We start from the raw sequence: 24307 nt of genomic DNA on the forward strand, positions 1-24307 counted from the left end.
CAAAACCGCGGCAAGGCAGGCCGCGAAAATGTGCGCAGCCGCTCTCCTGGCGTCCGGCGCCGCCGCATGGCCGGCACACGCCGACTGGCGTGACGACATCGGCACGTTCCGCATCGGCATCGTTGCCGAGCCGGGCGGTGGCTACACCGTCCCCGGGCTCGCGCGTCTGAAGGAAGCCTACGCCAATGCGCTCGGCATGAAGGTCGAGTTCGTCGTTGCGCGTGACTATGCGGCGCTGATCGAGGCGCAAGCGAGCGGGCGCGTGCAATACGCGGTCTATTCGGCGCTCGCCTATGCCACGGCCTCGGAGCGCTGCGGCTGTGTCGAACCACTGGTGGCGCCGGTCGACGCCGACGGCGCCGTCGGCATCCGTTCCGTCCTGGTGACGCGCGACGGCAGGCTGCAGGATCTTGCCGCCATGGCTTCGCATCGGATCGCGATTGCGCCGGCCGATAATGTCGGCGGCGCGCTGCTGCCGCTGGCTGCCCTTTCCGCCGCAGGGGTCAAGATCGCCCAGGATTCGCCGTTCCTGGCACGCGCCGCGTCGGCCACGGCGGCCGAGACGATGTTGAGCGGCGGCGATGCGGATGGCCTGTTCGGATGGGAGCCGGCCGATGCCGACGGTCAATCCATCCATTCCGGCGGCACGCTCGAGCGGCTGGAGGCTGCCGGCATCCCCGGGGCATCGCTTAGGGTGTTATGGACCTCCGACCTGTTGCGCTACGGGCCGCACGCAGTCCGCAGCGATCTCGATTCCGAGGCGAAACGCCGGCTGACGGTCTTCCTGACCAATCTCAAATCGCAGACGCCTGATGTGTACGACCTGCTGGAGAGGGCGCATTCCGGTGGCTTCGTGCCGGCGATGTCCAAGGATTACGCCATGGCGACGGCCATCTTGCGGCAGGCATCCGATGGCCGGGAGTGACGATCAGCAGTCGCTGCAAGGAATGGTCGGACTCCGGCGAGGCCTGAGATAATAGGTCTCGCTCATGTTTATGTGGCTGAAGGTCGACAACAATCCGGCCGATCTCTGCTGGGCGTTGTTCGCGTCCCACGAGATCACCGGCGTATAGCCAAGGTCGCTCTCGACGCGGATCAGGAAGGTGTTGCGGATTTTCAAGTTCGTCGGCACCGTGGTGATCGTGTTCGGGGTCGCGTCGGCGCTGTAGGTGTTGCCCACCAGCTTGCGCGACCATGCCACCAGCACCCTCGGTGTTGCCTCGTCCGTGATCTGGATCGCGGTGATGATGATCGACGGCTGCGAGCGGTTGTAAGGCAGAAGCGTTGTGCTGCCGATCTGCATGATCGCTTCGAGGTTCGCCTTCACGACCGTCTGCTGCTGCGTGACGAGGTCGGCCACCATGCTGCCGATGCGGCTGACCTTCTTGCTGGTCTCGATAGCTTGCGATGCCTCCATCGTGATGAAATACATGATGAGCAGCACCGGCGCGATGAACGCAAACTCGATCGCGGCGACGCCGCGCCGATCGTGGCCGAACCGCCTCGCTCGCGCCACGATGGCCGAAATCCCCCAATGTGCCCCCGCACGGTACATCCTATCCCTCCAAGCCGCCCAAGCCCCAGCCGCCCGCCGGCCTTAGTTGTCGTCGAATGGTTCGTTCTGCCAGGTCACGGACGCAAAATGCAGCGTGGTGCCGTCGCTGAAATTCTGCATCTGCTTGGCCAGCAGATCCGTCATCACCGGCCATTTGTAGAACACCCGCAGCATGTTGATGGATTCTGCCAGGCCGGGCGTAACCGTGAAGGTCATGTCGCTTCCCGACTGCGTCAGCACGATGTCGTTGCCGACGATCTTGAAGCCTGCCGTGGCGGCCTGCGCAAAGCTCGAATATTCGCGCAGATCGACCTTCAGCCCCGGGCAGTTCTGGGCGACCATGATCTGCAGGCGGCTGCAGATCGCTTGCTTGATGGAAGCTTCGGTGACGTTCGACCTCTGCAACTGCCCGGTTCGCAGCTGGCGGGCGACGTCATCCGTGGCGTTGGCCATCACCTCCTGGCCGGCAAACGAGATGCAGCTCTCGAGGATGGCGAAGACGAGAAGCGCGAACGGGATGGCCAGCATCGCAAATTCCATTGCGGTGCTGCCGCGTCTGTCGCTGAAGAAGCCGGGGCGGGATTTGGCGCGCGCCGTGCTGTCCATGCCGTTGCCGGATGTGGCATCCTTGCTCATTTGCGTTCCTGCCGATCCCCTTGCGGTACCGGCGGCAAGGTAGCGAAAACCCGTTGAGGTCCGGTTTGGATGATCGTTAAATTCGCCGGGCAGGCTTTAAGCTGTCCTTAACGCCTGCTCCGACGCTCCCTTCGGGCTTAGTGCGCGGCGCTCATTTCGGTCTCGGAAGCCTTCTCGGCGTCGGTCTTGTAGGCGCTCTCGCAATAGGGCGTGCAAGACATGGTCTGGACTTCGGCACGCCTGTAGATGCGCACCGAGGAAGCGGCCTGCCGCACGACGGTCACCTGTTCATCGATGATCGGGCTGCCGTCCGAGTCGAGTACCACCAGATTGGTGACGCCAAACCCTTTGCCTGTAAGAACGATGGTCGAGGCGTCCTGCACCGAGGCGTCGGCGATGGCCGGGTTGCCGATGACGACGGTGTCGGCCGCGCGGGACAATTTGACGATCTTTGCCTGGTTCATGGTCACTTCTACACCCGCGCCAGCCCTGGCCGGCATCACCAAGGCAGCAGCCGCCAGCAGCGCGGCGACTGGAAACAGTGATCTCGACAAGGTCATTGAAGCGCTCCCGGCAGGCGGATTCTTCAACGGAACATGAACGAGATTGGTGAAGCAACGGTTAAACCGTGCCGGGTCGCGATGGGGGATCGGTTTGCCGATGCCTCACATATCCATTGTGCCCGCTGTTTTAGCAAGATTGCGGGAGCCGCTGGTTTCCGCTGTTTTGCGGGGGGCGCACGTTGGCCGATGACGTTTAGGCTGCGGTTAACCACGCAGCGCGTTCACCCCCGGAAAGGAATCGGTAAGGCTGTTTATTAAGCCGATCGAAACGGCTTCTCCCTAGATTCGCAGCATCCGATCAACCGCAAAGAGAAGTTGACGGAAGTGCTGTAACACGTGGAGTAGGAGCTCTCGAATGTCTAATCTCATTGCACGTTTCGTGAAGGACGAATCCGGCGCGACCGCCATCGAATACGGTCTGATCGCCGCCCTCATCGCGCTCGCCATCATGGTCGGCGCTTCGCAGCTCGGCGGCGCGCTGAACGCCAAGTTCACCGCCATCGCAGGCGCGGTCAACACCGGCACCGCTCCGTGATAAACGGAAATATTCTTGTCTAGTAGAGGGGCCGCCGTTTGGCGGCCCTTCTTCATGATGGCAACCAATGCTGTCGTCCGGATGCGGGCAGCGATCTTGCCGCGATGAAGATGCATCCAGCAAGCGCTTGAAGCGCATCGCCTGGACCCGCTTCATTACGGCGCGCATCAAGGAGTGTCCCGTCTCATCGATTGTTAACGGGATGTGCTTAAGTTCCAAACCGAGCTTCCACGGGTGCCGCTTCAATGCTTGAAGCCGTTATCTTCGTCGTCTTCCCATTCTGCATGCTGTTTGCTGCGATCTCCGACACGTTGTCGATGACGATCGCCAACCGCGTTCCCGTGCTGTTGGTGGCGACATTCGCGCTTGTCGCGCCGCTCACCGGCATGGACTGGGCGACCTATGGCTGGCACTTCGCTGCCGGCGCCCTCGTGCTTGCCACGACATTCGGCCTTTTTGCGCTGGGCGGCATGGGCGGCGGCGACGCCAAGCTTCTGGCCGCGACCGCTCTATGGATGGGCCTCAACATCAACTTGATCGGCTATCTGGTGACGTCGACTTTCATCGGGGGCCTGCTGACCGTCGCAATTCTGGCTTACCGGAAATCGCCGCTGGCCGCGTATACCGGCCACAGCCGATTCCTGCGCTACTTTGCCGACGAGAAAGTGGGCATTCCCTATGGCATCGCGCTTGGCGCCGGTGGACTGATCACGTTCCCGGATTCGCCGCTGATGGTCTGGGCGCTGCAGAGGCTCACGGCCTAGGTTTTGGTGACATCGATGTCGGCGACCGAAGGCGGCCAGGCCGCCTTTTTTGTTAATAGCGGGCCGTTCGATCTAATTTGAGTAAACCTTAAATTAATCACGATCGTAAGCATTGCATTAACCTTGTTTTGACGATTGCAGCTGCAAAGTCCGGCCAGGCGTGGGTGGTTTGCCACGAGGCGAAGGGTTTTGGACGAATGCCAGCATCCCGATTGATTATTCTGGGCGTGGCTGCGGTCGCGGCGGGTGGCGCGGGCTATGTCGCCAAGAACATGGTCGTGGCGCCGCCAGCGCAGGTCGTTGTCAATGCACCCGCGCAGCCGGCGGTCGCATTGCAGGACGTTCTGGTGCTTTCCGGCGACGTGGCGATGGGCAGTCAGCTCGGCAACAACATCAGCTGGGAAGAATGGCCGGCCGACGGCGTCAATGCCAATTTCATCACGCGCGCCGCCGAACCTGACGCGGTCGAAAAGCTCAAGGGCTCGGTCGCGCGCGTCGCCATGTATACGGGCGAGCCGCTGCGCCGCTCCAAACTGGTCGGCGAGGGGCAGAGCTTCATGTCCTCGATCCTGCCTTCGGGGATGCGCGCTGTCGCCACCGCGATATCGGCCGACACCTCCGCCGGCGGCTTCATCCTGCCCAACGACTTCGTCGACGTCATCATGACCCGCCGTGCCGACACCGGCAACGGCGGCAGCGGCTTCAACACCTCGACCATCCTCAAGAACATCCGCGTGCTGGCCATCGACCAGACCATCCAGGAGGACGAGGAAGGCAAGAAGACCAGGGTCGGCCAGACCGCGACGCTGGAACTGACGCCGCAGCAGGCCGAGATCATCACCGTGGCGCAGCAGATGGCGGACCGCCTGACGCTCGCGCTGCGTCCGATCACCGACATCCATGAAAAGAGTACGGACGAAGCCGACTATCTGGTCAACGGCAATGGCCGGCACGGAACAGTGCGTCTGATCAAGTCGGGCGAAGTTTCCGAGGTTGGAGCAAGGAAATGAGGCTAAACGGTAAACTGCTGCCCTTCCTGGCGGCCGCGGCGATCGGCCTGCTCCTGATTGGCACCAACGCTTCGGGACTAGTCGAAGCCAAAGCCGCGAGCGCCGGCGTATCGGCTTCCGTCGCCACGCAGCGCGTCAAGCTTGGCCTCAACAAATCCGTGGTCATCGATCTGCCGAACGATGCCTATGACATCCTCGTCGCCAATCCGGCGGTTGCCGACGCGGTGACGCGCACGGCGCGGCGCATCTACCTGTTCGGCAAGGCGGTCGGCGAAACCAACATCTTTGTCTTCGGCCCCAATGGCGAGCAGATTGTCAGCCTCGACCTGGCCGTCGAGCGCGATGTCGCCGGGCTGGAAGACTATCTGAAGCGCTTCATCCCGTCTTCGCAGATCAAGGTCGAGCTGCTCAACGACAACGTCGTGCTGACGGGCACGGTCGACACGCCTCTCGATGCCAAGCGCGCCGTCGACCTGGCAACCATCTTCGTGTCCGGCGGTGAAGCGACGACCGGTCAATATTCGCAGACCGCCGCCGGCGGCTCGGTCAATGGCGGCGTCGACATCAACAACCCCGACCAGGAACGCCGGGTCTCTAAAATCGTCAACCTGTTGCAGATCATCGGCGACGATCAGGTAACGCTCAAGGTGACGGTCGCAGAAGTCAGCCGCTCGGTGATGAAACAGCTCGGCGTCAATATGCTCGCCAGCGGCGGCAGCAACGGCATTTCCTGGGCGGCGCTCAGCGACCCTTACACGGGTCTTGGCAAACCGCTGTCGAACGCGGGCCTCTCTACCAGCTCGTCAGGGCTGCAGTCCTATATCAACGCAATGGAACAGTCGGGGGTCATGAAGACCCTGGCTGAGCCGACTTTGACCGCCGTGTCCGGGGAAAAGGCGACATTCAAGGTCGGCGGCGAGTACAATATTGTGAAGAGCGTTTCCGCCAACGTGTCCACCGACAACCAGACCGGTCTGAAGAACTATTCGGTCGACAAGATCGAGTATGGTATCGGGCTAGAGTTCCAGCCGGTTGTTCTGTCGCCCGGTCGCATAAGCCTGAAGGTTAGGACGTCGGTTTCCGAACCGACGACCGAAGGATCCGTATCGGCATCCACGGACAATCAGAGCATCGGCATGAACGCCTTGTCGCTGCGCAAGCGCCTGGCCGATACGACGGTGGAACTGCCTTCCGGCGGTTCGATGATGATCGCGGGCCTCGTGCGCGACGATCTCAGGCAGGCTGTCACCGGATTGCCCGGCCTGACCAAGATCCCCGTGCTCGGAACGCTCTTCCGCAGCCGCGACTTCGTCCGCAACGAAAGCGAGCTCGTTATCATCATCACGCCTTACCTGGCGCGGCCGGTGGCGCGCAACGACCTGGCCAAGCCGGATGACAACTTCAATGCGGCGAGCGACGGCGCCGGAATGTTCCTCGGCCGCGTCAACCGCGTCTACGGCACCATGCAGACCGACAGGCCGCCGGGCCGCTATCACGGCGTTGTCGGCTTCATCTACAAATGAGTGGGAATGCGGATATGTCCAAGTCAGCATCGAAGGTCATGACGGTCCGGACAGCATCCGGCATCGCAAGGATACGCCGGCAGGTGGTCCCGGCACTGGCGGTCGCGCTTGCGGGGTCGCTCGCCGGATGCGCCAATCGCGACAGCGTTACAGTCGGATCGATACCCGACGACTACCGCACGACGCATCCCATCGTCATCGCCGAGAAGAACCAGAAGATCGACCTGCCGGTCGGCGCCGGCGATCGCGGCATGACGGGCGCGCAACGCGACACGCTGCTCGGTTTTCTCGACGGTTACGACAAGAGCGCCGCGCCGGCGCTGACGATCGCGATGCCGGCCGGCTCCGCCAACGAAGTTGCCGCCCGCGCGGCCGGTCGCGATTTCGCCAGGCTTGCCATGGCCGCGGGCGTCAAGCGCAACCGCATCGTCATGACATCCTATCAGTCGGCCGTGCCGGAGGCGTCCGCGCCGGTGCGCGTCGCCTTCGTCGCGGTGCGGGCCCAGACCGACAAATGCGGGCGTTGGCCCGACGACCTTACCGAGACGTCGGAGAACAAACACTATGCCGACTTCGGCTGCTCCTACCAGAACAATCTCGCGGCCCAGGTCGCCAATCCCAACGATCTGATCGGGCCGCGCAAGCAATCCGAAATCGACGCCGAAAATCGCGGCGCGGTGATCGATGTGTACCGGGCCAGGGGCATCTCCGACGAGTTCCTGGGCAATTCTGAAGTGACGTACTGAGCCGCCGGACGACGAAGAGAGCAGTCACGGAAAGAGCATGACGATGAGCAATCTTGCCTACGACACGCCCGCGGAAACCGGCGATCTTTCGCAGCAGGACATCGCCGCCATGCAGGCGCTGCGCCCCGTGCCGCGCATTTCGATCCAGGCGTTCTGCGAGACGGAGGGCGTCGCCAGCCCCGTGGAGCGCGCCGGCGAGGACCGCCGGATGGCCAAGGCCCATCTCAAGGTCCATATGGGCGGCGTCCCGACCGCGATCGAGTTCTACCAGTCCGCGCCGACGCCGAACCTGATCCTGCTGGAATCGCGCAGCGAGCCGAAGCAACTGCTCGAACAACTCGGCCAGCTCGCGGAATATTGCGATCCGTCGTCCAAGGTCGTGGTCATCGGCCACTACAACGATGTCGGGCTCTACCGCGAGCTCATCCGTTCCGGAATCTCCGAATATGTCATCGCGCCGGTCTCGATGACCGACATCGTCAGCGTCGTGTCGTCGATCTTCGTCGATCCGGAATCGGAGCCGATCGGCCGCTCGATTGCTTTCATCGGCGCCAAGGGTGGAGTCGGCTCATCGACCATTGCTCACAATACCGCCTGGGCGATGTCGTCGCTGTTCAAGTCCGAAGTTGTCATCGCCGACCTCGACCTCGCCTTCGGCACCGCCAACATCAACTTCGACCAGGATCCGGCTCAAGGCATCGCCGAGGCCGTGTTCTCGCCGGAGCGGGTCGATGAGGTCTATCTCGATCGCCTGCTCGCGCAATGCGCCGAGCATCTGTCGCTGCTTGCGGCCCCCTCCACCTTGGAGCGCGTCTATGATTTCGACGCCGAGGCGTTCTCGCAGGTCATCGAGATGGCGCAGCGCAGCGCGCCCCTCCTAGTTCTCGATATACCTCACATCTGGAGCGGGTGGACGAAGAGCACGCTGATCAAGGCCGACGAGATCGTCATCACGGCCACGCCGGAACTCGCAAATCTTCGCAACACCAAGAACATGGTGGACATGCTGAAGCGGCTGCGTCCGAACGATCCGCCGCCGAAGTTGGTGATCAACCAGGCAGGTGTGCCGAAGCGGCCGGAGATAGCGCCTTCCGATTTCGCCGAGCCGCTCGGCATCACGCCCATGGCGGTGATCAATTTCGAACCGGTGCTGTTCGGCAATGCCGCCAACAACGGCCGCATGCTCTCCGAGATGGACGCCAAGAACCCGGTCGTCGCCACCATCAATGAGATAGCGCATGTGCTGACCGGACGTAGCGAAATCAAGACAAGGAAGAAGGCGGGCCTGGGTTCGATCCTCGGCAAGCTCTCGCGCAACAAGAAGTGACGCTGTTTGAGCGGCATCGGGTAGTCGATCATGTTTGGTAAGAGAGGCAAAGACGACGGCAACCGGGTGACGCCCGAATTCCGTCCGCCGGCATCGGCGCCCGCCGCTCCCGCTTCGACGGGAACGATGACGGCCGAGCGGCCGGCCGCGCCGGCGTCCAGCGCGCCGCCCGCGCCGTCCGCGCCGCCGGCCCGCCGTCCCGTCGAGGCTCCGCCGATGGCGCCCGAGCCGCCGAGAAGGGTCCAGCGCGAGCGCAGCGAGACCTATTACGACACCAAGAGCCAGGTTTTCTCCGCGCTCATCGACACGATCGACCTGTCGCAGCTCGCCAAGCTCGATCCCGAGAGCGCGCGCGAGGAAATCCGCGACATCGTCAACGACATCATCGCGATCAAGAACTTCGCGATGTCGATCTCCGAGCAGGAGGAGCTGCTCGAGGATATCTGCAACGACGTTCTGGGCTATGGGCCGCTGGAGCCGTTGCTTGCCCGCGACGACATCGCCGACATCATGGTCAACGGCTCCAAGAACGTCTACATCGAAGTCAATGGCAGGGTCGAACAGACCGGCGTCCGTTTCCGTGACAACCAGCAGCTGCTCAACATCTGCCAGCGCATTGTCAGCCAGGTCGGCCGTCGCGTCGATGAATCGAGCCCGATCTGCGACGCGCGCCTGCCCGACGGCTCGCGCGTCAACGTTATCGCGCCGCCGCTCTCCATCGACGGCACCGCGCTCACAATCCGCAAATTCAAGAAGGACAAGCTGACGCTGGACCAGCTGGTCAAGTTCGGCGCCATCTCGCCGCAAGGCGCGGAAATCCTCAAGATCATAGGCCGGGTCCGCTGCAATGTCGTCATCTCGGGCGGCACCGGCTCCGGCAAGACGACGCTGCTCAACTGCCTGACCAACTATATCGACCGCGAGGAGCGGGTCATCACCTGCGAGGACTCGGCCGAACTGCAGCTGCAGCAGCCGCATGTGGTCCGTCTCGAAACCCGGCCGCCCAATCTCGAGGGCGAGGGCGAGGTGACCATGCGCGATCTCGTCAAGAACTGCCTGCGCATGCGGCCCGAGCGCATCATCGTCGGCGAAGTGCGCGGACCGGAAGTGTTCGACCTTCTGCAGGCGATGAACACCGGTCACGACGGGTCGATGGGAACGATCCACTCGAACAGCCCGCGCGAATGCCTCAACCGTATCGAATCGATGATCGCCATGGGCGGCTATTCGCTGCCGCAGCGCACCGTGCGCGAGATCGTCGTCGGCTCGATCGACGTGATCATCCAGGCCGCACGCCTGCGCGACGGTTCACGCCGCATCACCCACATCACCGAGGTGGTCGGCATGGAAGGCGACGTTATCATCACCCAGGATCTCGTCCTCTATAACATCAAGGGTGAGGACTCGAGCGGGCGGCTGGTCGGCGAGCACGTGTCGACGGGCATCGGCCGCCCGCATTTCTGGGATCGCGCCCGCTATTATGGCGAGGAGCAGCGCCTCGCCAATGCGCTCGAGGCGATGGAGAAACGCGCTGACTGATTTGTCTGGAGGTGTAGGGGCACCGGTCGATGTTCGGAATTGACACCACCGTCTTGGCGTTCATCGTGCTTGCCGGCTTCAGCGCCGGCGCGGTGGCCTATGCTTTCCTGTTCACGCGCCTCGACAATGAGAAGCAGGCCGGCAAACGCCTTCAGACGATCAAGACGGCCGAAACCGACCGGTCGGTGGTAAAAGCCACGCGCGATCGCGCCGCGGAGGCGGTCAAGCGGCGCAAAAGTCTCCAGGACTCGCTCAAGCAGCTCGACGAGAAGGCGAAGACCAACGATCGCAATGTCAAGAAACCGCCGTTGAAGGTCCAAATCCGCCAGGCCGGCATGCAGGTCCCGATCGAGCGCTTCTACATGTACTCCGCCGTCTGCGGCATCATCCTGACGGCCCTTCTCTTTTTCATCGGCGCGCCCCTGTGGGCGCTGCCCGGCGCCCTGCTGGTGGGTGGGCTCGGCCTGCCGCGCTGGTTCGTTTCGTTCCGCCGCACACGTCGCGTCAAGGCCTTCCTGGAAGAGTTTCCGAACGCGCTCGACATCATCGTGCGCGCGGTCAAGTCCGGTCTGCCGCTCAATGACGCGATCCGCCTGATCGCCAATGAATCGCCCGAACCGGTCCGGTCGGAGTTCCGCCGCATCGTCGATTCCCAGCAGATGGGCATGTCGGTCCCCGACGCCGCCATGCGCATGTCCGAGACGATGCCCTGCAGCGAGGCCGGCTTCTTCGGCATCGTCATCCAGATCCAGTCGCAGGCCGGCGGCAACCTGTCCGAGGCGCTGGGCAACCTTTCGCGCGTGCTGCGCGACCGCAAGAAGATGAAGGCCAAGGTCCAGGCGCTGTCGATGGAAGCCAAGGCATCCGCCGTCATCATCGGCGCCCTGCCTTTCGTCGTCGCCTTCCTCGTCTATCTGTCGAGCCCGACCTATATCATGCCGCTGTTCACCACCAGTGTCGGCAACCTGATCCTCGGCTGCTCGGGCGTCTGGATGTCGATCGGCATCCTGGTGATGCGCAAGATGATGAACTTCGAGGTGTAGGGGCGCGAATCCGGTGACAGAACAGGTCGTCAAAACACTCACCGACCCTTCCTTCCTGATCGCGATGCTGGTCGGCATCGCCGTGTTCGCGACCGTGTTCACCCTTATGCCGGCGTTCGGCGGGACGTCGCTCAAATCGCGCATGAAGTCCGTGGCGCTCGAACGCGACAGATTGCGCGCCGAGCAGCGCGCGCGGCTGGCCAGCGAGGCCGACCGCCGCCGCAAGGGCCTGCGTGAGGAACAGTCCGTCGGCATGCGCAACATCGTCGACCGCCTGGATCTGAAGCGCGCGCTTGCCGACGAAAGCACGATCCAGAAGCTCAAGGTCGCGGGCTTCCGCGGCCAGAACCCGCTGACGCGCTTCCTGTTCTTCCGCCTCGTCCTGCCATTCGTGGGTTTTGCGCTGGCGGCCGTCTACCTGTTCGTGCTCGGCGGCCTGCCCCAGCAGCCGGCTTTCATCAAGCTGTTCGTCTGTGTCGTCGTCGCCTATGGCGGCTTCTACGCGCCGATCCTCTACGTCAACAACCGTGCGACCAAGCGCAAGCAGTCGATCCAGCTGGCGTGGCCGGACGCGCTCGACCTGATGCTGATCTGCGTGGAATCCGGCATGTCTGTGGAAGCGGCCCTGCGCAGGGTCGCCGATGAAATCGGCGCGCAGTCGGTCGCGCTTGCCGAGGAATTCGTGCTCACCAATGCCGAGCTGTCCTATCTGCAGGATCGCAAGATCGCCTATGAAAACCTGGCAAGCCGTACCGGCCTTGAATCGGTCAAGTCGGTGTCGCAGGCCCTGGTCCAGGCCGAACGCTACGGCACGCCGGTGGCGCACGCGCTGCGCGTGCTGGCCTCTGAAAGCCGCGACATGCGCATGAACGCGGCCGAGAAGAAGGCCGCAGCACTTCCGCCGAAGCTCACCGTGCCCATGATCCTGTTCTTCCTGCCGGTGCTATTCGCCATCATCCTGGGCCCGGCCGGCATCCAGGTCAGCCAGCGCGGCATCTTCGGCGACCAGCACAGCTCCTCGAGCCAGTAGGCTATCGGTTGGCCTCATTCAAAAGCCGCGCGGGGGTTCGCGCGGCTTTTGATTTTCTGCAGCGGTCGACGCCTCGGCGGTCCCCGGTCAGTTCGTGGCGACTTTCGCCTTGTTCTTGTCCTGATCCTTCAACTGGCTCCAGGCATTCTGCTGGGCAAGCATCTGACGCAGATAGGCGACGTTGGCCTGCGCCTGCTCGGGCGACAACTCCTGCGAGGCGATCTTCTCGGCCTCGTCGAAGCGGCCCTGCAGGCCCACCACCAGCGCCAGGTTCTGCCGGACCCGGCTGTCGGCGCCGGGCTGCTGCGCGGCCGAGCGCATATAGGTCTCCGCCGTGCGCAGGTCGCCTTCAAGCACATAGGACATGCCGAGATTGGACAGCACCGAAGGTTCGTTCGGTTTGAGTTCCAGCGCCTTGCGGTAGTCCTGACGCGCCTCGTGCTTCTGGCCCATCTGGTCGAGGATCGCGGCTTCCGCCGACACCAGCTTCCAGTCCGGATATTCGGGCGTCTGCGCGCGGCGCACGGCATCGAGCGCCGGCTCGAACTGGCCGTTGGCGGCGAGCGCCTTGCCATAGGCGGCAAGTACCTCGCGATCCTTGGGATAGGCGATCGCCAGCTTGCGCATCACGGCGAGCGACTGATCGGCATCGCCGTCCATCTGCAGCGCCGCCGCGAAATTCATCGCCATGCGCTTGTCATTGGGATTGCGGGCGTAGGATTCGCCGAGTCTGGACGTGGCCGTGTGCAGTTCGCCGGCCGACATCGTTTCCAGCGGCGTTCTGTCGGAGCGCGAAATGGAGCCGGTGGTCATTTGGCTGGTGCTGCCGCAACCTGCCACGCTGGCTGCCAGTGCCGCCATGAAGGCCGTGCTGATCAGACGCCTGGCTCTATGGTTCAACGCTTTGATCGGCATCGGCGCCCGGTCTCCATTCCTGTGCGGCCATAGGCTGGCCGTCTTCCCTCCCGCAGAAATATTCTGTTAACCCTAACGGACCGTTAAGAAGCCGACTCATCCTGTTCGGCCGGAGATCATCGCATGCCTGTCGAACTCGTCGAACAAAAGCCGCAAGCCGCCTTGCCTGTCTATCTGGTGGCAAAGGACGCCCTTGAAGCCGCGGCTTTGCCGCCGCCCGCCATCGCCTGGGCAAGGGCCAACGCTTTTTCCGGCGAGGCGGGACGCACGCTGGTCCTGCCGGGCGAGGACGGCGGCCTCGCCGGCGCGCTGTTCGGCACCGGCGACGGCGAAAGCGCGCTTGCTCTGGGCGCGCTTGCAAGGGCGCTGCCGGAAGGCGACTGGTATTTCGCATCGGGCCTGGCGCAACCCGAACTCGCAGCGCTCGCGCTTGTCCTGGGCGGCTATGTCTTCACCCGCTACGGCAAGAAGCCCGGCAAGGCCTTGCGCTTTGCGCTTCCGGAGGGCGCTGACGCCGCGCATGTCCGCCGCGTCGCCGACAGCGTGTTCCTGACACGCGACCTCGTCAACACGCCGACCAGCGACCTCGGTCCGGTCGAGCTGGAAGAAGCCGCCCGGCAACTGGCGGCCGCCCATGGCGCCGATATTTCCGCAATCCACGGCGACGATCTCCTGGCGCGGAATTTCCCGATGATCCACGCTGTCGGCCGGGCCAGCGCCGACGCGCCGCGGCTGATCGACATGACCTGGGGACCGAGCGATGCCCCGAAGGTGACGCTCGTCGGCAAGGGAGTCTGCTTCGACACCGGCGGCCTCGACATCAAGCCGTCGTCCGGCATGCTTTTGATGAAGAAGGACATGGGCGGCGCCGCCAATGTGCTGGGCCTCGCTTCCATGATCATGGGGGCGAAACTGAATGTCCGGTTGCGCGTGTTGATTCCCGCCGTCGAGAATTCGATCGCCGGCAATGCCTTCCGGCCCGGCGACGTGCTCAGGAGCCGCAAGGGCATCACTGTCGAGATCGGCAACACGGACGCCGAAGGGCGACTGATCCTGGCCGACGCGCTGGCGCTGGCCGATGAAGAACAGCCCGCTTTGCTGGCCGACATGGCGACGCTGACCGGAGCCGCGCGCGTCGCGCTGGGGCCGGACCTGCCGCCTTTCTACACCAGCGACGAGACGCTGGCCGCCGACATTGCCGCCGCCGCCGTGGCGGTCGAGGATCCGCTGTGGCGGATGCCTTTGTGGCGTCCTTATGAAGCAAAGCTTTCCTCCAAGATCGCCGACATCAACAACGTCACCACCGACGGCTTTGCCGGTTCGATCACCGCGGCGCTTTTCCTCAGGCGCTTCGTCGAAAAGACCCACAGCTGGGCGCATTTCGACATCTTCGCCTGGAACCCGGCCGACCGTCCCCACGGCCTGACTGGCGGCGAGGCGCAGGGCATTCGGGCGCTGGAGCGGGTCATCGCCGGGCGTTTCGGAGCGTAGCGGCAAACGCCGTTACTGAAACGGAACCGAAACAATTTGCCGGCATGCTTCGCGCATGTCGATCTCGATGCGCCCGAGCCAGGCCTTGCGACTGTGGCAGCAGGTGATGCTGGCCCAGGTGCGCGATGGCGAGCCCGATCTCACCATGCGCCAGACGGCGATCCTGTTCACCATCTATCTCGATCCGCCGCCGCATACGGTGCGCGGACTGGCCGCCAGGCTCAACGTCACCAAGCCGGTCATCACCCGCGCGCTGGACACGATGGGCGCGCTGAAGCTGGTCTCGCGTCATCGCGACGAGCTCGACAAGCGCAATGTGCTGATCCGGCGCACGGTGGAAGGCGCGCTCTTTGTCGAGCGCTTCGGCGATGGTATCGTCGCCAGGGCGCACGAGCTGCCGATCTGACCTCACTGCCAACGACTGGATTATCGATTTGACCGCCAGGGATGCCCGCCTTCACGCCTTCCGCTCCGACCTTGCCGACGCAAGGCTGAAAGGCGAGGTCGCCGCCGACCGCTTCGTCACCGGCCGCCCGGCGCGGATCACCGCGTCGGTCGCCGACCTGCGCAAGGCGCCGCGCCCCGATGCGGGCGTCAACACGCAGGCACTGTTCGGCGACGACGTGCTCATCTTCGAGGATGCCGAGGGCTGGGCCTGGGTGCAGGCCGAGCGCGACGGCTATGTCGGCTATGTGGCGGACAATCTTCTCGGCGCGCGCGACCATGCGCCGACCCACATAGTCTGCGTGCCCCGCACCTTCCTCTATCCCGGGCCGGACCTGCGCTTTCCGATAGATGGGCAACTGTCGATGGGCGCGACCGTGACTGTGACAGGCTCGGCCGAAACGCGCGGCACGCATTATGCGCTGCTGCCTTCCGGCCAGGCGATCATCGCGCGCCATTTGCGACCCATCAGCGAACTCGCAGAGGACTACGTCACAATCGCCGAAAGCTTCCTCGGCACGCCCTATCTGTGGGGTGGCGTCTCCGGCTTCGGCATCGACTGCTCCGGCCTCGTGCAATTGGCGATGCGCATGACGGGCAAGGATGTGCTGCGGGACTCCGACATGCAGGCGGCGTCGATCGGCACGGCGTTCGAGCCGGGTCCGGATTACTCCGGACTTCAGCGCGGCGACCTCGTGTTCTGGAAAGGCCATGTGGCGATCATGACCGACGAAAAAGACATGATCCACGCTAACGGCCACACCATGCTGGTCTCGCTCGAAGGGCTGAAAGGGGCGGTCGAGCGCATCGGCTATCTCTATGGCGGCCCGACGGGGTTCAGGAGGCCCTGATCTTTCCTTCTCCCCGTTCACGGGGAGAAGGTGCCCGAAGGGCGGATGAGGGGCGGCGCCGGCGCTGGTGATTGGCCGCAACTACCGACGCTATCCGTCTAACCAAAGGATCATCTCAAAAGCTGGCGCTGCCCCTCACCTGCCTGCCGGCATCCTCTCCCCGTAAACGGGGCGAGGAACGCTGATCCCCTTTTGTTCCGATTTTCCTTGGCGATCGCGTGCCGCCGCGCTACCTGTTGCGCGTGACCGAGCAGCCGCGCCTTGCCGACCAGAATGCCGCCGTCCTGCTGCCTGAGCCATTCGTCAAATGGTTCGGCGAAAAGGGCTGGTCGCCGCGTGTCCACCAACTTGAGCTGCTGGCGAAGGCGCAAAGCGGGCAATCTGTGCTGCTGATCGCGCCGACCGGCGCCGGCAAGACGCTGGCAGGCTTCCTGCCGTCGCTGACAGAACTGGCCAACCGGCCGAAGCGCAAGCCCGGCCAGGCGCATCGCGGCATCCACACGCTCTATATCTCGCCGCTGAAAGCGCTGGCCGTCGACATCGAGCGCAATCTCGGCAAGCCGGTCGAGGAGATCGGCCTGCCCGTCACCATCGAGACCCGCACCGGCGACACGCCCTCGCACAAGCGCCAGCGGCAGAAGCTGGCGCCGCCCGACATTCTGCTCACTACGCCAGAGCAGCTCGCGCTGCTGATCGCCTCAAATGATGCCAAGCGCTTCTTCGAGGATCTGCGCTATGTCGTGCTCGACGAGCTGCATTCGCTCGTCACCTCCAAACGCGGGCACCTTCTGGCGCTTGGCCTGGCACGTTTGCGTGCTTTTGTCCCCGACCTTCAGACCATCGGCCTGTCGGCGACCGTCGCCGAGCCCGATGAATTGCGGCGATGGCTGGTCAGTCAGGCTTCTCCGGGCGCCATGTCCGAGCTCATCGTCGTCACGGGCGGCGCCAAGCCCGACATTTCGATCCTTGATTCCGAAGAGCGCGTTCCCTGGGCTGGGCACTCGGCCCGCTACGCCACGCCTGAAATCTACCGCGAGATCAAGCGGCACAAGACCACGCTGCTTTTCGTCAATACGCGCAGCCAGGCCGAGTTGCTGTTCCAGGAACTATGGCGCGTCAATGAAGACACGCTGCCGATCGCGCTTCACCACGGATCCCTTGATGTCGCCCAGCGCCGCCGCGTTGAGAAGGCCATGGGCGAGAACGCGTTGCGCGCCATCGTCGCCACCTCGACGCTGGATCTGGGCATCGACTGGGGCGACGTCGATCTGGTCGTGCATGTCGGCGCGCCGAAGGGGGCGAGCCGCCTTGCGCAGCGCATCGGCCGCGCCAACCACCGCATGGACGAACCGTCAAAGGCGATCCTGATCCCGGCCAATCGCTTCGAGGTTCTGGAATGCCGCGCCGCGCTCGACGCCAATTATCTCGGCGCCCAGGACACGCCGCCATTGGTCAATGGCGGGCTGGACGTCTTGGCTCAACACGTGCTGGGCTGCGCCTGCGGCGCGCCGTTTCGCGCCGACGCACTGTTTGATGAGGTAAGGACGGCCGCGCCTTACGCCAGCCTGGACAGGCCGACATTCGACCGGGTCATCGACTTTGTCGCCACCGGCGGCTACGCGCTCAGGAATTACGAGCGCTATGCCCGCATCCGGCAGACCAGGGAGGGCTTCTGGCGGGTTTCAAATCCGGCCGTGGCCCAGCAATACAGGCTCAATGTCGGCACCATCATCGAAGTGCCGGCGCTCAATGTGCGCTACGTCCAGGCCGGCAGCCGGGGGGTAGCCTCGCGCGGCGGCAGGGTGTTGGGCAAGATCGAGGAAGCATTCCTGGAGACTTTGGTCCGTGGCGACACCTTCATGTTCGCCGGCAAGATCCTGCGCTTCGAAGGCATTCGCGAGAATGAGTGCTTTGTCTCGAACGCGCCGGGCAGCGACGCGAAGGTGCCCTACTATGGCGGCGGCAAATTCCCTCTTTCGACCTACCTGGCCGAGCAGGTCCGCGCCATGCTCGACGACCCGCAACGCTGGAAGAAACTCCCCGAGCAAGTCGCGGATTGGCTGCGGTTCCAGGCGGACAAGTCCGTCCTGCCGAAACGCGACGACCTGTTGATCGAAACCTTTCCGCGCGGCAACCGGTCTTACATGGTGGCATATCCGTTTGAGGGCAGGCTTGCGCATCAGACGCTCGGCATGCTGCTTACCCGGCGGCTGGATCGGGCGGGAGCCAAGCCGGTCGGCTTTGTGGCCACCGACTATGCGCTGGCCATCTGGTCGCTGGCCGATATGGGTTGGATGTTCAAGAACAGAAAACCCTCGCTGGCCACGCTGTTCGATCAAGACATGCTGGGCGATGATCTAGAAGCCTGGTTTGCCGACAGCTGGCTCTTGAAGCGCACCTTCCGCAACTGCGCGCTGATTTCCGGACTGATCGAAAAGCGCCACCCCGGCAAGGAGAAAAGCGGCCGCCAGGTGACCGTTTCGACCGACCTGATCTATGACGTGCTGCGCAGCCATGAACCCGACCATATTCTGCTGCAGGCCACCCGCACGGATGCCGCGACCGGGTTGCTCGATGTCAGCAGACTTGCCGAGATGCTCTCGCGCATCTGCGGTCGAATCATGCATAAGAATCTCGAGCAGATATCTCCGCTTGCCGTGCCGATCATGCTCGAAATCGGCAAGATGCCGGTGAATGGCGAGGCGGACGAGACGCTGCTGATGGATGCCGCCACCCTCGTCGAAGAGGCCATGGGGCCCGAGATGACGGACTGAAAGAGAGAGCCGAGAGGGGATGGATTTTTCGCTGTCGCGCGCAACGCTGATCGCCGAGGCCGACCTTGTCGGCATCGCCGGCGAGCGCGCTGTCTGCGACCGGCGTGGCGTGCTCTATTTCCCCGATCTGAGGCTGCTCGCGGTCTCCGACCTGCATCTCGAAAAAGGCTCGTCCTTCGCCAAACGCGGCGCGCTGATTCCACCTTACGATACCGGCGCGACCTTGCTGCGGCTGCAGGCGGTGATCGCCGACTACCAGCCGCGCATCGTCGTCAGCCTGGGGGACTCCTTTCACGATGGCGGCGGCGCCGAGCGCATGCATTCGAGCTTCCGCGGCCAGTTGCAGGCGATGATGGCCGGCCGCGACTGGTTCTGGGTCGCCGGCAACCACGATCCCGAAGCGCCCGCCGACCTGCCCGGCGAAACAGTGCGGGAACTCGCCATCGGCTCGCTGCTCTTCCGCCACGAGCCCTCGAAGATGCGGGTGGAAGGCGAGATATCAGGTCATCTCCATCCTTGCGCCCGCATCGTCCAGCGCGGCCGCTCGGTCAGGCGGCGCTGCTTCGCCGGCGACGGCGGCCGCATGATCATGCCGGCCTTCGGCGCCTATACCGGCTCGCTAAACGTGCTCGACCGCGCCTATGCCGGCCTGTTCCGGCTGGAAACGCTGATGGCCTATATGCTCGGCGCCGAACGCATTTTTGCGATTTCCGGCTCGATGCTGCGGCCGGGATGAGGCTCTATGCCCTGCCATAGTAGAGCGTGACCGTGTGCTTCGCCTCGGCGAAGAACAGCCAGCGCTCGACAAGCATGCCGGCGAATTGCGAGACAGCCGCCAGCGCGGACGCCATTGACGCCAAAGGCCATGGCGCCATGAAGGCGAGGATGAGCAGGACGATCGGCACCACGAAAGCCAGCGCCTGCGTGATCCACCGCAGCTTCGCGCTATGCTTGCGGGCGATGCGAAAACCCATTTCCTTGAGCAGGTAGTTTTCTTCTGTATGCGGCCATTCGATCGATCGGACCGTGCCGCCGGCAAGGCCGGTTGCCGTGTTGGCGGTGGTCGGGATCTCCAACCGATCATTGTGCCGCCAGGTCGCCAGCTTCCAGCCCCAGCCGGCGAGCGTGGCAAGTAGCGCGAAGGCCAGCACAGCGCTGGAGCCCATGTTGAAACCTTGGAGCAGGGCGTTCGCCAGAGAGCTGCCTGTCATCGCTGCGAAAATTAGATAGGCCGGCAACGTATAGCGGCTGTGCCACTGCGCGATCGGTTTCAGCGAGGCGTAGATCATGCCGGTCGTGCAGACCGTCACCACCGCGCCTGCCGCCGCCAGCAACCCGGCGGCGGCCACCCAGCCGCCGCCCTCGCCGAAAAACACCCAGCCGATGCCGAACAGCGCGGCCGGGATGAAGGTCGCGACCGACGCCACGCCCTCGCGCGACAGCCAGGAGCTGCGCCATTGCGAGAAGGCCCGCCAGGCTCGCTCCGGCCGGCCGAGATGACCGGTGGAGGATAAAAGCCCGGCCACGATCAGCCCGAGCGCCAGCGCCATGCCGGCAAGGCCGAGCCAGAAATCGGCGGGAATGAACTCCAACCCGCCAAGCAGGCCGAGCAGCGCCAGCAGGCCGTAGCCGGCGCCGGTGGCGGTGGTGAAGAAGACGACCGAGAAAGCGGGATGCATGATCAGTTCGAAAGCATGCTATCGATCCAGCCGAGGAAGCCGCCTTTGGCCCGGATCGGCTCCAACGCTGGCGCGTCGACCTTCGCCGCCCATTCGCTGCGGGCCCGCGGCGGCAGATACCGGTTGGTCGGCTTGTAGCCGAGCTCCGGCATCAGCGCGACGCCACTCCGCTCCTCCACCAGCTGTGAAATCGCCGAGGTCGGATCGCCGAGATCGCCGAAATGCCGGGCGCTGGTTGGGCAGGCGGCGACGCAGGCCGGCACGCGATCCTCTTCGGCCAGATGGTCGTTGTAGATGCGGTCGACGCAGAGCGTGCATTTCTTCATGACGCCGACATCGGTGTCGAACTCGCGCGCGCCATAGGGGCAGGCCCAGCTGCACAATTTGCAGCCGATGCATTTATCTTCGTCGACCAGCACGATGCCGTCCGATGCGCGCTTGTAGGAGGCGCCGGTCGGGCAGACGGTGACGCAGGCCGGTGTCTCGCAATGCAGACAGGAGCGCGGGAAATTCACCGTACGGCCGCCCAACTCCGTCGTGTGTTCATAGCTGTGCACGCGGTTGAACCAGACGCCGTCGGCATGCCCGCCATAGGGATCGATATCGGTCAGCGGCGCCACGTGGCCGCCCGTGTTCCACTCCTTGCAGGCGGTGACGCAGGCCTGGCAGCCGACGCAGGTGTCGAGGTCGATGACGAGGCCGAGTTTCTTGTCGGTTTGGGCGGGAAGGCAGGTCATTCGGCGGCTTCCCTCTTCATACGGAATTCCGCGCCAAAGCGAAGCACTTCGGGCGAAGGTTGGAAATGCGGCGGCTGGGCAAAGCGTTCGAATTGCGGCTCGGTGAAGCCGGCTTCGTCCGCCGCGCATTTAACGATGCGCACGCGCACGTCGAACCACGCCGCCTGTCCGGTGACGGGATCGGAGTTAGAATAGCGCTTGCCGTTGGCGTCGGCCGATGTCTGGTCGCCGATGATATGGTTGAGCAGGAAGCCGCGATTGCTCTCGGCCGCATCGTCCTTCAGGCCCCAGCTGCCGCGTCGCTTGCCGATCGCGTTCCAGGTCCACACCGTGTCCGGGTTGACGCCGTCGATCAGCTTGATCTGCCCCTTCACCCGCCCGTTGATGCTTTCGATCCACACCCAGTCATCGTCAACAAGGCCAAGTCCGGCGGCCGTCCGGCAATGGATGAATAGCCGGTTCTGGCTGGTGATCTGCCGCAGCCAGGCATTCTGCGATCCCCAGGAATGGTACATGTGCATCGGCCGCTGCGTCAGCGCATGCAGCGGATATTTTTGCAGGTCGACGGAGTCATCCTCAAAGGGGGCGTACCAGAACGGCAGCGGGTCCATATAGGCTCCGATGCGGCCGCGTTCGGCGTCCGGCGGCTGCGCCTTGCCATGGCCGCGCGCGGACAACCGGAAGCGTTGGATCGGCTCTGAATAAAGTTGGAAGACGATGGGCTCCGCCTTGGCGATGAAACCCATCTCCACCGCGAAATCGAGATAGCTCCGATTACCCATCTTGTAATAGCGCTGGTCGTCGGAAAAATCGTGGTGCCAGAAGCCGCCATTGTCGATGTAGCGCTGCAACTGGTCAGGGTTGACGTCGCCCTTGCCGATCGAGCCGCCATCCTTGCCGCGCCAGCCGGCTAAAGGGCCGATGCCGGGGGTGCGCTCGTGGTTGACGATGTAGTCGGCATAGTCGCGGTATTTCGCCGAGCCGTCCTCGTTGACGAAGCAAGGCAGGCCGAGCCGCGCGCCGAGCTCGATCAGCACCGACTGGAACGGCCGCGCGTCGCGGTCCGGCTGCACCACCGGATGGCGGATGGCGTCGGCGGCTCCGTCGGCATGGCTGATCGGCCGGTCGAGCAGGCTGATGCAGTCATGCCGCTCGAGATAGGTTGTGTCGGGCAGCACCAGATCGGCAAACGCCACCGTCTCGGAATAATAGGCGTCGGAATAGATAATGAAGGGGATCTTATACGCGCCGTCCTCGTCCCTGTCGGTCAGCATGTGAATCGTCTCGACGGTGTTCATCGACGAGTTCCACGCCATGTTCGACATGTACATGAACAGCGTGTCGATCGGGTAAGGGTCGCCGGCCCAGGCGTTGCGGATCACCGTATGCATCAGCCCGTGCGCGGCCAAGGGCGCTTCCCAGGAATAAGCCTTGTCGATGCGGACAGGCCGGCCGGCTTCGTCGACCAGAAGATCGTCCGGGCCGCAGACGAAGCCGAGAGGCATGCCATCCAGCGGCGTCATCGGCTGGGCGTTTTTTCCGCATGGTTTCGGCCCCGGCGGCGCGCAGCGCGGGTAGGGCGGCTTGAAGCGGAAGCCGCCCGGAACGTCCACAGTGCCGAGCAGAACCTGCAGCAAATGGATGGCGCGGCAAGTGTGAAAACCGTTGGAATGGGCTGAGATGCCGCGCATGGCATGCATCGAGACCGGCCGGCCCTTGATCGTTTCGTGTCTCCGTCCCGCCCAGTCGGTCCAGGCGACCGGCAGTTCGATCGCCTGTTCGAAGGCGACATGCGCCAGTTCCGCCGCGATCCGGCGGATCGCGTCGGCGCTGACACCACAACGCTGCGCCACCGCATCCGGCGAATAGCTTTCGTACAGATAGCGCTCTGCAATCAGCTGGAACACCGGCACGCAGCGCCGCCCACCGACCTCATAGCTGCCGGTCAGCACTGGTTTAGCCTCGGGGTTGGCAGCGTTGATCGGCTGCTTCGCCACACGGTCCCAGGCAAGCACGTTGCCGTCGGCGTCGCGCACAAAGAGTCCATCATCGGCAGCCCCTGGCTCCTGCACGACCAGCACCGGCGCGTTGGTGTAGCGCAGCAGATAATCTAGATCGACGCGGCCGGCCTTGAGCAGTTCATGGACCAGCGCCAGCACGAATAGGCCGTCCGTTCCCGGCCTGATGCCGATCCAGTCGTCGGCGATGGCGTTGTAGCCGGTGCGGCAGGGATTGATCGAAACCACCTTGGCGCCGCGCGCCTTGAGCTTGCCCAGCCCGATCTTGATCGGGTTGGAATCATGGTCCTCGGCGACGCCGAACAGCATGAAGTATTTCGTGTTGTCCCAGTCGGGCTCGCCGAACTCCCAGAAGGAGCCGCCGATCGTGTAGAGCCCGCCCGCCGCCATGTTGACGGAGCAGAAGCCGCCATGCGCGGCGAAATTGGGTGTGCCGAATTTCGACGCCCACCAGCCGGTCAGCGATTGCGACTGGTCGCGTCCGGTGAAGAAGGCGAGTTTTTTCGGATCGGTGCGGCGGATCGCCGAAAGCCGTTCGGTGGCGATGGTCAGCGCCTCGTCCCATTCGATCTCGCGGAATTCACCCGAGCCGCGCGGGCCTGTCCTCAGCAGCGGCTTCCTCAGCCGCGCCGGGCTGTAATGCTGCATGATGCCGGCGCTGCCCTTGCCGCAGATCACGCCGCGGTTCACCGGATGGTCCTTGTTGCCGTTGATGTAACGCACCTTGCCGTCCTTGATATGGACGTCGATGCCGCAGCGGCACGCGCACATATAGCAGGTGGTCTTGGCGATGCGGTCGGAGACGCTGGGCGAGGTTTCGACGCCGTCGCCCTCATTTGGTGCGTGAGTGTCGGCCAGCGGCCGTTGCGAGGGTGCGGAGTTGGCGCCGCGCGGCGCGGCTTTGCTCATGATTGGCGAACGCTCTTGCCGTTCGCCATCTTGGCCTTCGTCTTCGGTCCCGGGCCGCGCATATAGTGGAGTTCAGGGTGATAGCGCTCGCCGGCAAGCTGCCGCTTGAGCCGGCGGCTCCAATGCGCGAATAGGGATCTGAAGCGCCCTGTCATTTCCCACTCTTGGCCTTTGACGACCAGTTTTTTCCAACCTCAGACGAAAACTTAGAACAAAGC

At 63.9% G+C, this 24307-nt stretch carries 23 protein-coding genes; 15 read left to right on the plus strand and 8 right to left on the minus strand.

All coding sequences use genetic code 11. From position 1 onward, the window contains the following. The first annotated feature begins 28 nt into the window (after window positions 1-28). Complete coding sequence (locus tag EN852_RS24280) at window positions 29-925, plus strand: PhnD/SsuA/transferrin family substrate-binding protein (RefSeq protein ID WP_127877624.1); 897 nt, start codon at window positions 29-31, stop codon at window positions 923-925. A 3-nt stretch (window positions 926-928) separates the two neighbouring features. On the opposite strand, the gene EN852_RS24285 is transcribed toward EN852_RS24280, so the two are convergent. The 3 genes from EN852_RS24285 to EN852_RS24295 form a co-directional block, all read right to left on the minus strand. After that, window positions 929-1555, minus strand: coding sequence for a TadE/TadG family type IV pilus assembly protein (locus EN852_RS24285; protein WP_127867533.1), 627 nt, complete (start codon window positions 1553-1555; stop codon window positions 929-931). 42 nt (window positions 1556-1597) lie between these two features. Beyond that, complete coding sequence (locus EN852_RS24290; RefSeq protein ID WP_245519752.1) at window positions 1598-2161, minus strand: TadE/TadG family type IV pilus assembly protein; 564 nt, start codon at window positions 2159-2161, stop codon at window positions 1598-1600. A gap of 167 nt (window positions 2162-2328) precedes the next feature. Next, complete coding sequence (locus EN852_RS24295) at window positions 2329-2751, minus strand: pilus assembly protein N-terminal domain-containing protein (RefSeq protein ID WP_112127940.1); 423 nt, start codon at window positions 2749-2751, stop codon at window positions 2329-2331. Window positions 2752-3109: 358 nt separating this feature from the next. On the opposite strand from EN852_RS24295, the gene EN852_RS24300 reads away from it, so the two are divergent. From EN852_RS24300 to EN852_RS24340, 9 genes are all read left to right on the plus strand, one after another. Next, window positions 3110-3289, plus strand: coding sequence for a Flp family type IVb pilin (locus EN852_RS24300; protein WP_095819348.1), 180 nt, complete (start codon window positions 3110-3112; stop codon window positions 3287-3289). Between the two features lie 245 nt (window positions 3290-3534). Further along, entirely contained in the window at window positions 3535-4053 is a 519-nt protein-coding gene (locus EN852_RS24305; protein WP_127877626.1) for a prepilin peptidase, read from the plus strand. A gap of 197 nt (window positions 4054-4250) precedes the next feature. Beyond that, window positions 4251-5063 (plus strand): Flp pilus assembly protein CpaB, encoded by an 813-nt coding sequence (cpaB, locus tag EN852_RS24310; RefSeq protein ID WP_095819350.1) that lies wholly within the window; start codon window positions 4251-4253, stop codon window positions 5061-5063. Beyond that, a complete protein-coding gene (locus tag EN852_RS24315; protein ID WP_127867530.1) occupies window positions 5060-6586 on the plus strand; it encodes a type II and III secretion system protein family protein in 1527 nt (508 codons plus the stop codon). The genes cpaB and EN852_RS24315 overlap by 4 nt, the downstream gene beginning before the upstream one ends. A gap of 14 nt (window positions 6587-6600) precedes the next feature. Beyond that, complete coding sequence (locus EN852_RS24320; RefSeq protein WP_127877628.1) at window positions 6601-7332, plus strand: CpaD family pilus assembly protein; 732 nt, start codon at window positions 6601-6603, stop codon at window positions 7330-7332. A gap of 37 nt (window positions 7333-7369) precedes the next feature. Beyond that, the gene (locus EN852_RS24325) at window positions 7370-8659 is read left to right on the plus strand and encodes a CpaE family protein (RefSeq protein ID WP_127877416.1); all 1290 of its coding nucleotides are present in this window, start codon (window positions 7370-7372) and stop codon (window positions 8657-8659) included. Window positions 8660-8689: 30 nt separating this feature from the next. Continuing rightward, on the plus strand, window positions 8690-10198 hold the full coding sequence (locus tag EN852_RS24330; protein WP_127867527.1) for a CpaF family protein: 1509 nt from the start codon (window positions 8690-8692) through the stop codon (window positions 10196-10198). Between the two features lie 29 nt (window positions 10199-10227). Continuing rightward, window positions 10228-11241: a type II secretion system F family protein gene (locus tag EN852_RS24335; protein WP_127877630.1), complete on the plus strand. Its 1014-nt coding sequence runs from the start codon at window positions 10228-10230 to the stop codon at window positions 11239-11241. Between the two features lie 13 nt (window positions 11242-11254). Continuing rightward, window positions 11255-12271, plus strand: coding sequence for a type II secretion system F family protein (locus EN852_RS24340; RefSeq protein ID WP_127867525.1), 1017 nt, complete (start codon window positions 11255-11257; stop codon window positions 12269-12271). Window positions 12272-12358: 87 nt separating this feature from the next. On the opposite strand, the gene EN852_RS24345 is transcribed toward EN852_RS24340, so the two are convergent. After that, window positions 12359-13186, minus strand: coding sequence for a tetratricopeptide repeat protein (locus tag EN852_RS24345; RefSeq protein ID WP_127877632.1), 828 nt, complete (start codon window positions 13184-13186; stop codon window positions 12359-12361). A gap of 123 nt (window positions 13187-13309) precedes the next feature. Between EN852_RS24345 and EN852_RS24350 the strand changes: the two genes are divergently transcribed. The 5 genes from EN852_RS24350 (at window position 13310) to pdeM (ending at window position 19482) form a co-directional block, all read left to right on the plus strand. Beyond that, window positions 13310-14677 carry a leucyl aminopeptidase family protein gene (locus tag EN852_RS24350; RefSeq protein ID WP_127877634.1) on the plus strand — a complete coding sequence of 456 codons (1368 nt, stop codon included), beginning with the start codon at window positions 13310-13312 and terminating at the stop codon, window positions 14675-14677. 55 nt (window positions 14678-14732) lie between these two features. Next, the gene (locus tag EN852_RS24355) at window positions 14733-15083 is read left to right on the plus strand and encodes a MarR family winged helix-turn-helix transcriptional regulator (protein ID WP_127877424.1); all 351 of its coding nucleotides are present in this window, start codon (window positions 14733-14735) and stop codon (window positions 15081-15083) included. A 28-nt stretch (window positions 15084-15111) separates the two neighbouring features. Next, the gene (locus EN852_RS24360; protein WP_189546138.1) at window positions 15112-15972 is read left to right on the plus strand and encodes an NlpC/P60 family protein; all 861 of its coding nucleotides are present in this window, start codon (window positions 15112-15114) and stop codon (window positions 15970-15972) included. Between the two features lie 242 nt (window positions 15973-16214). Then, the gene (locus EN852_RS24365) at window positions 16215-18746 is read left to right on the plus strand and encodes a ligase-associated DNA damage response DEXH box helicase (protein WP_127877682.1); all 2532 of its coding nucleotides are present in this window, start codon (window positions 16215-16217) and stop codon (window positions 18744-18746) included. A gap of 19 nt (window positions 18747-18765) precedes the next feature. Further along, window positions 18766-19482, plus strand: a complete 717-nt coding sequence (gene pdeM, locus EN852_RS24370; RefSeq protein WP_127877638.1) for a ligase-associated DNA damage response endonuclease PdeM — start codon at window positions 18766-18768, stop codon at window positions 19480-19482. A 4-nt stretch (window positions 19483-19486) separates the two neighbouring features. On the opposite strand, the gene EN852_RS24375 is transcribed toward pdeM, so the two are convergent. From EN852_RS24375 to EN852_RS40940, 4 genes are read right to left on the minus strand one after another with little or no spacing between them, the layout of a single operon-like run. Beyond that, entirely contained in the window at window positions 19487-20425 is a 939-nt protein-coding gene (locus EN852_RS24375) for a DmsC/YnfH family molybdoenzyme membrane anchor subunit (RefSeq protein WP_127877640.1), read from the minus strand. A 2-nt stretch (window positions 20426-20427) separates the two neighbouring features. Next, complete coding sequence (locus EN852_RS24380) at window positions 20428-21162, minus strand: 4Fe-4S dicluster domain-containing protein (RefSeq protein ID WP_127877642.1); 735 nt, start codon at window positions 21160-21162, stop codon at window positions 20428-20430. Continuing rightward, on the minus strand, window positions 21159-24089 hold the full coding sequence (locus tag EN852_RS24385; protein ID WP_127877644.1) for a molybdopterin oxidoreductase family protein: 2931 nt from the start codon (window positions 24087-24089) through the stop codon (window positions 21159-21161). The genes EN852_RS24380 and EN852_RS24385 overlap by 4 nt, the downstream gene beginning before the upstream one ends. Then, window positions 24086-24244 carry a hypothetical protein gene (locus tag EN852_RS40940; protein WP_189546140.1) on the minus strand — a complete coding sequence of 53 codons (159 nt, stop codon included), beginning with the start codon at window positions 24242-24244 and terminating at the stop codon, window positions 24086-24088. The genes EN852_RS24385 and EN852_RS40940 overlap by 4 nt, the downstream gene beginning before the upstream one ends. Between the last annotated feature and the right edge of the window lie 63 nt (window positions 24245-24307).

This window comes from Mesorhizobium sp. M2E.F.Ca.ET.209.01.1.1 (assembly GCF_004010375.2).
In the GTDB taxonomy this organism is placed as follows: domain Bacteria; phylum Pseudomonadota; class Alphaproteobacteria; order Rhizobiales; family Rhizobiaceae; genus Mesorhizobium.

Coding starts and splice junctions, on each gene's coding strand:
- EN852_RS24280 (WP_127877624.1), top strand. CDS start 29: ATGTGCGCAGCCGCTCTCCTGGCGTCCGGCGCCGCCGCATGGCCGGCA.
- EN852_RS24285 (WP_127867533.1), bottom strand. CDS start 1,555: ATGTACCGTGCGGGGGCACATTGGGGGATTTCGGCCATCGTGGCGCGA.
- EN852_RS24290 (WP_245519752.1), bottom strand. CDS start 2,161: ATGGACAGCACGGCGCGCGCCAAATCCCGCCCCGGCTTCTTCAGCGAC.
- EN852_RS24295 (WP_112127940.1), bottom strand. CDS start 2,751: ATGACCTTGTCGAGATCACTGTTTCCAGTCGCCGCGCTGCTGGCGGCT.
- EN852_RS24300 (WP_095819348.1), top strand. CDS start 3,110: ATGTCTAATCTCATTGCACGTTTCGTGAAGGACGAATCCGGCGCGACC.
- EN852_RS24305 (WP_127877626.1), top strand. CDS start 3,535: ATGCTTGAAGCCGTTATCTTCGTCGTCTTCCCATTCTGCATGCTGTTT.
- cpaB (WP_095819350.1), top strand. CDS start 4,251: ATGCCAGCATCCCGATTGATTATTCTGGGCGTGGCTGCGGTCGCGGCG.
- EN852_RS24315 (WP_127867530.1), top strand. CDS start 5,060: ATGAGGCTAAACGGTAAACTGCTGCCCTTCCTGGCGGCCGCGGCGATC.
- EN852_RS24320 (WP_127877628.1), top strand. CDS start 6,601: ATGTCCAAGTCAGCATCGAAGGTCATGACGGTCCGGACAGCATCCGGC.
- EN852_RS24325 (WP_127877416.1), top strand. CDS start 7,370: ATGACGATGAGCAATCTTGCCTACGACACGCCCGCGGAAACCGGCGAT.
- EN852_RS24330 (WP_127867527.1), top strand. CDS start 8,690: ATGTTTGGTAAGAGAGGCAAAGACGACGGCAACCGGGTGACGCCCGAA.
- EN852_RS24335 (WP_127877630.1), top strand. CDS start 10,228: ATGTTCGGAATTGACACCACCGTCTTGGCGTTCATCGTGCTTGCCGGC.
- EN852_RS24345 (WP_127877632.1), bottom strand. CDS start 13,186: ATGCCGATCAAAGCGTTGAACCATAGAGCCAGGCGTCTGATCAGCACG.
- EN852_RS24350 (WP_127877634.1), top strand. CDS start 13,310: ATGCCTGTCGAACTCGTCGAACAAAAGCCGCAAGCCGCCTTGCCTGTC.
- EN852_RS24355 (WP_127877424.1), top strand. CDS start 14,733: ATGTCGATCTCGATGCGCCCGAGCCAGGCCTTGCGACTGTGGCAGCAG.
- pdeM (WP_127877638.1), top strand. CDS start 18,766: ATGGATTTTTCGCTGTCGCGCGCAACGCTGATCGCCGAGGCCGACCTT.
- EN852_RS24375 (WP_127877640.1), bottom strand. CDS start 20,425: ATGCATCCCGCTTTCTCGGTCGTCTTCTTCACCACCGCCACCGGCGCC.
- EN852_RS24380 (WP_127877642.1), bottom strand. CDS start 21,162: ATGACCTGCCTTCCCGCCCAAACCGACAAGAAACTCGGCCTCGTCATC.
- EN852_RS24385 (WP_127877644.1), bottom strand. CDS start 24,089: ATGAGCAAAGCCGCGCCGCGCGGCGCCAACTCCGCACCCTCGCAACGG.
- EN852_RS40940 (WP_189546140.1), bottom strand. CDS start 24,244: ATGACAGGGCGCTTCAGATCCCTATTCGCGCATTGGAGCCGCCGGCTC.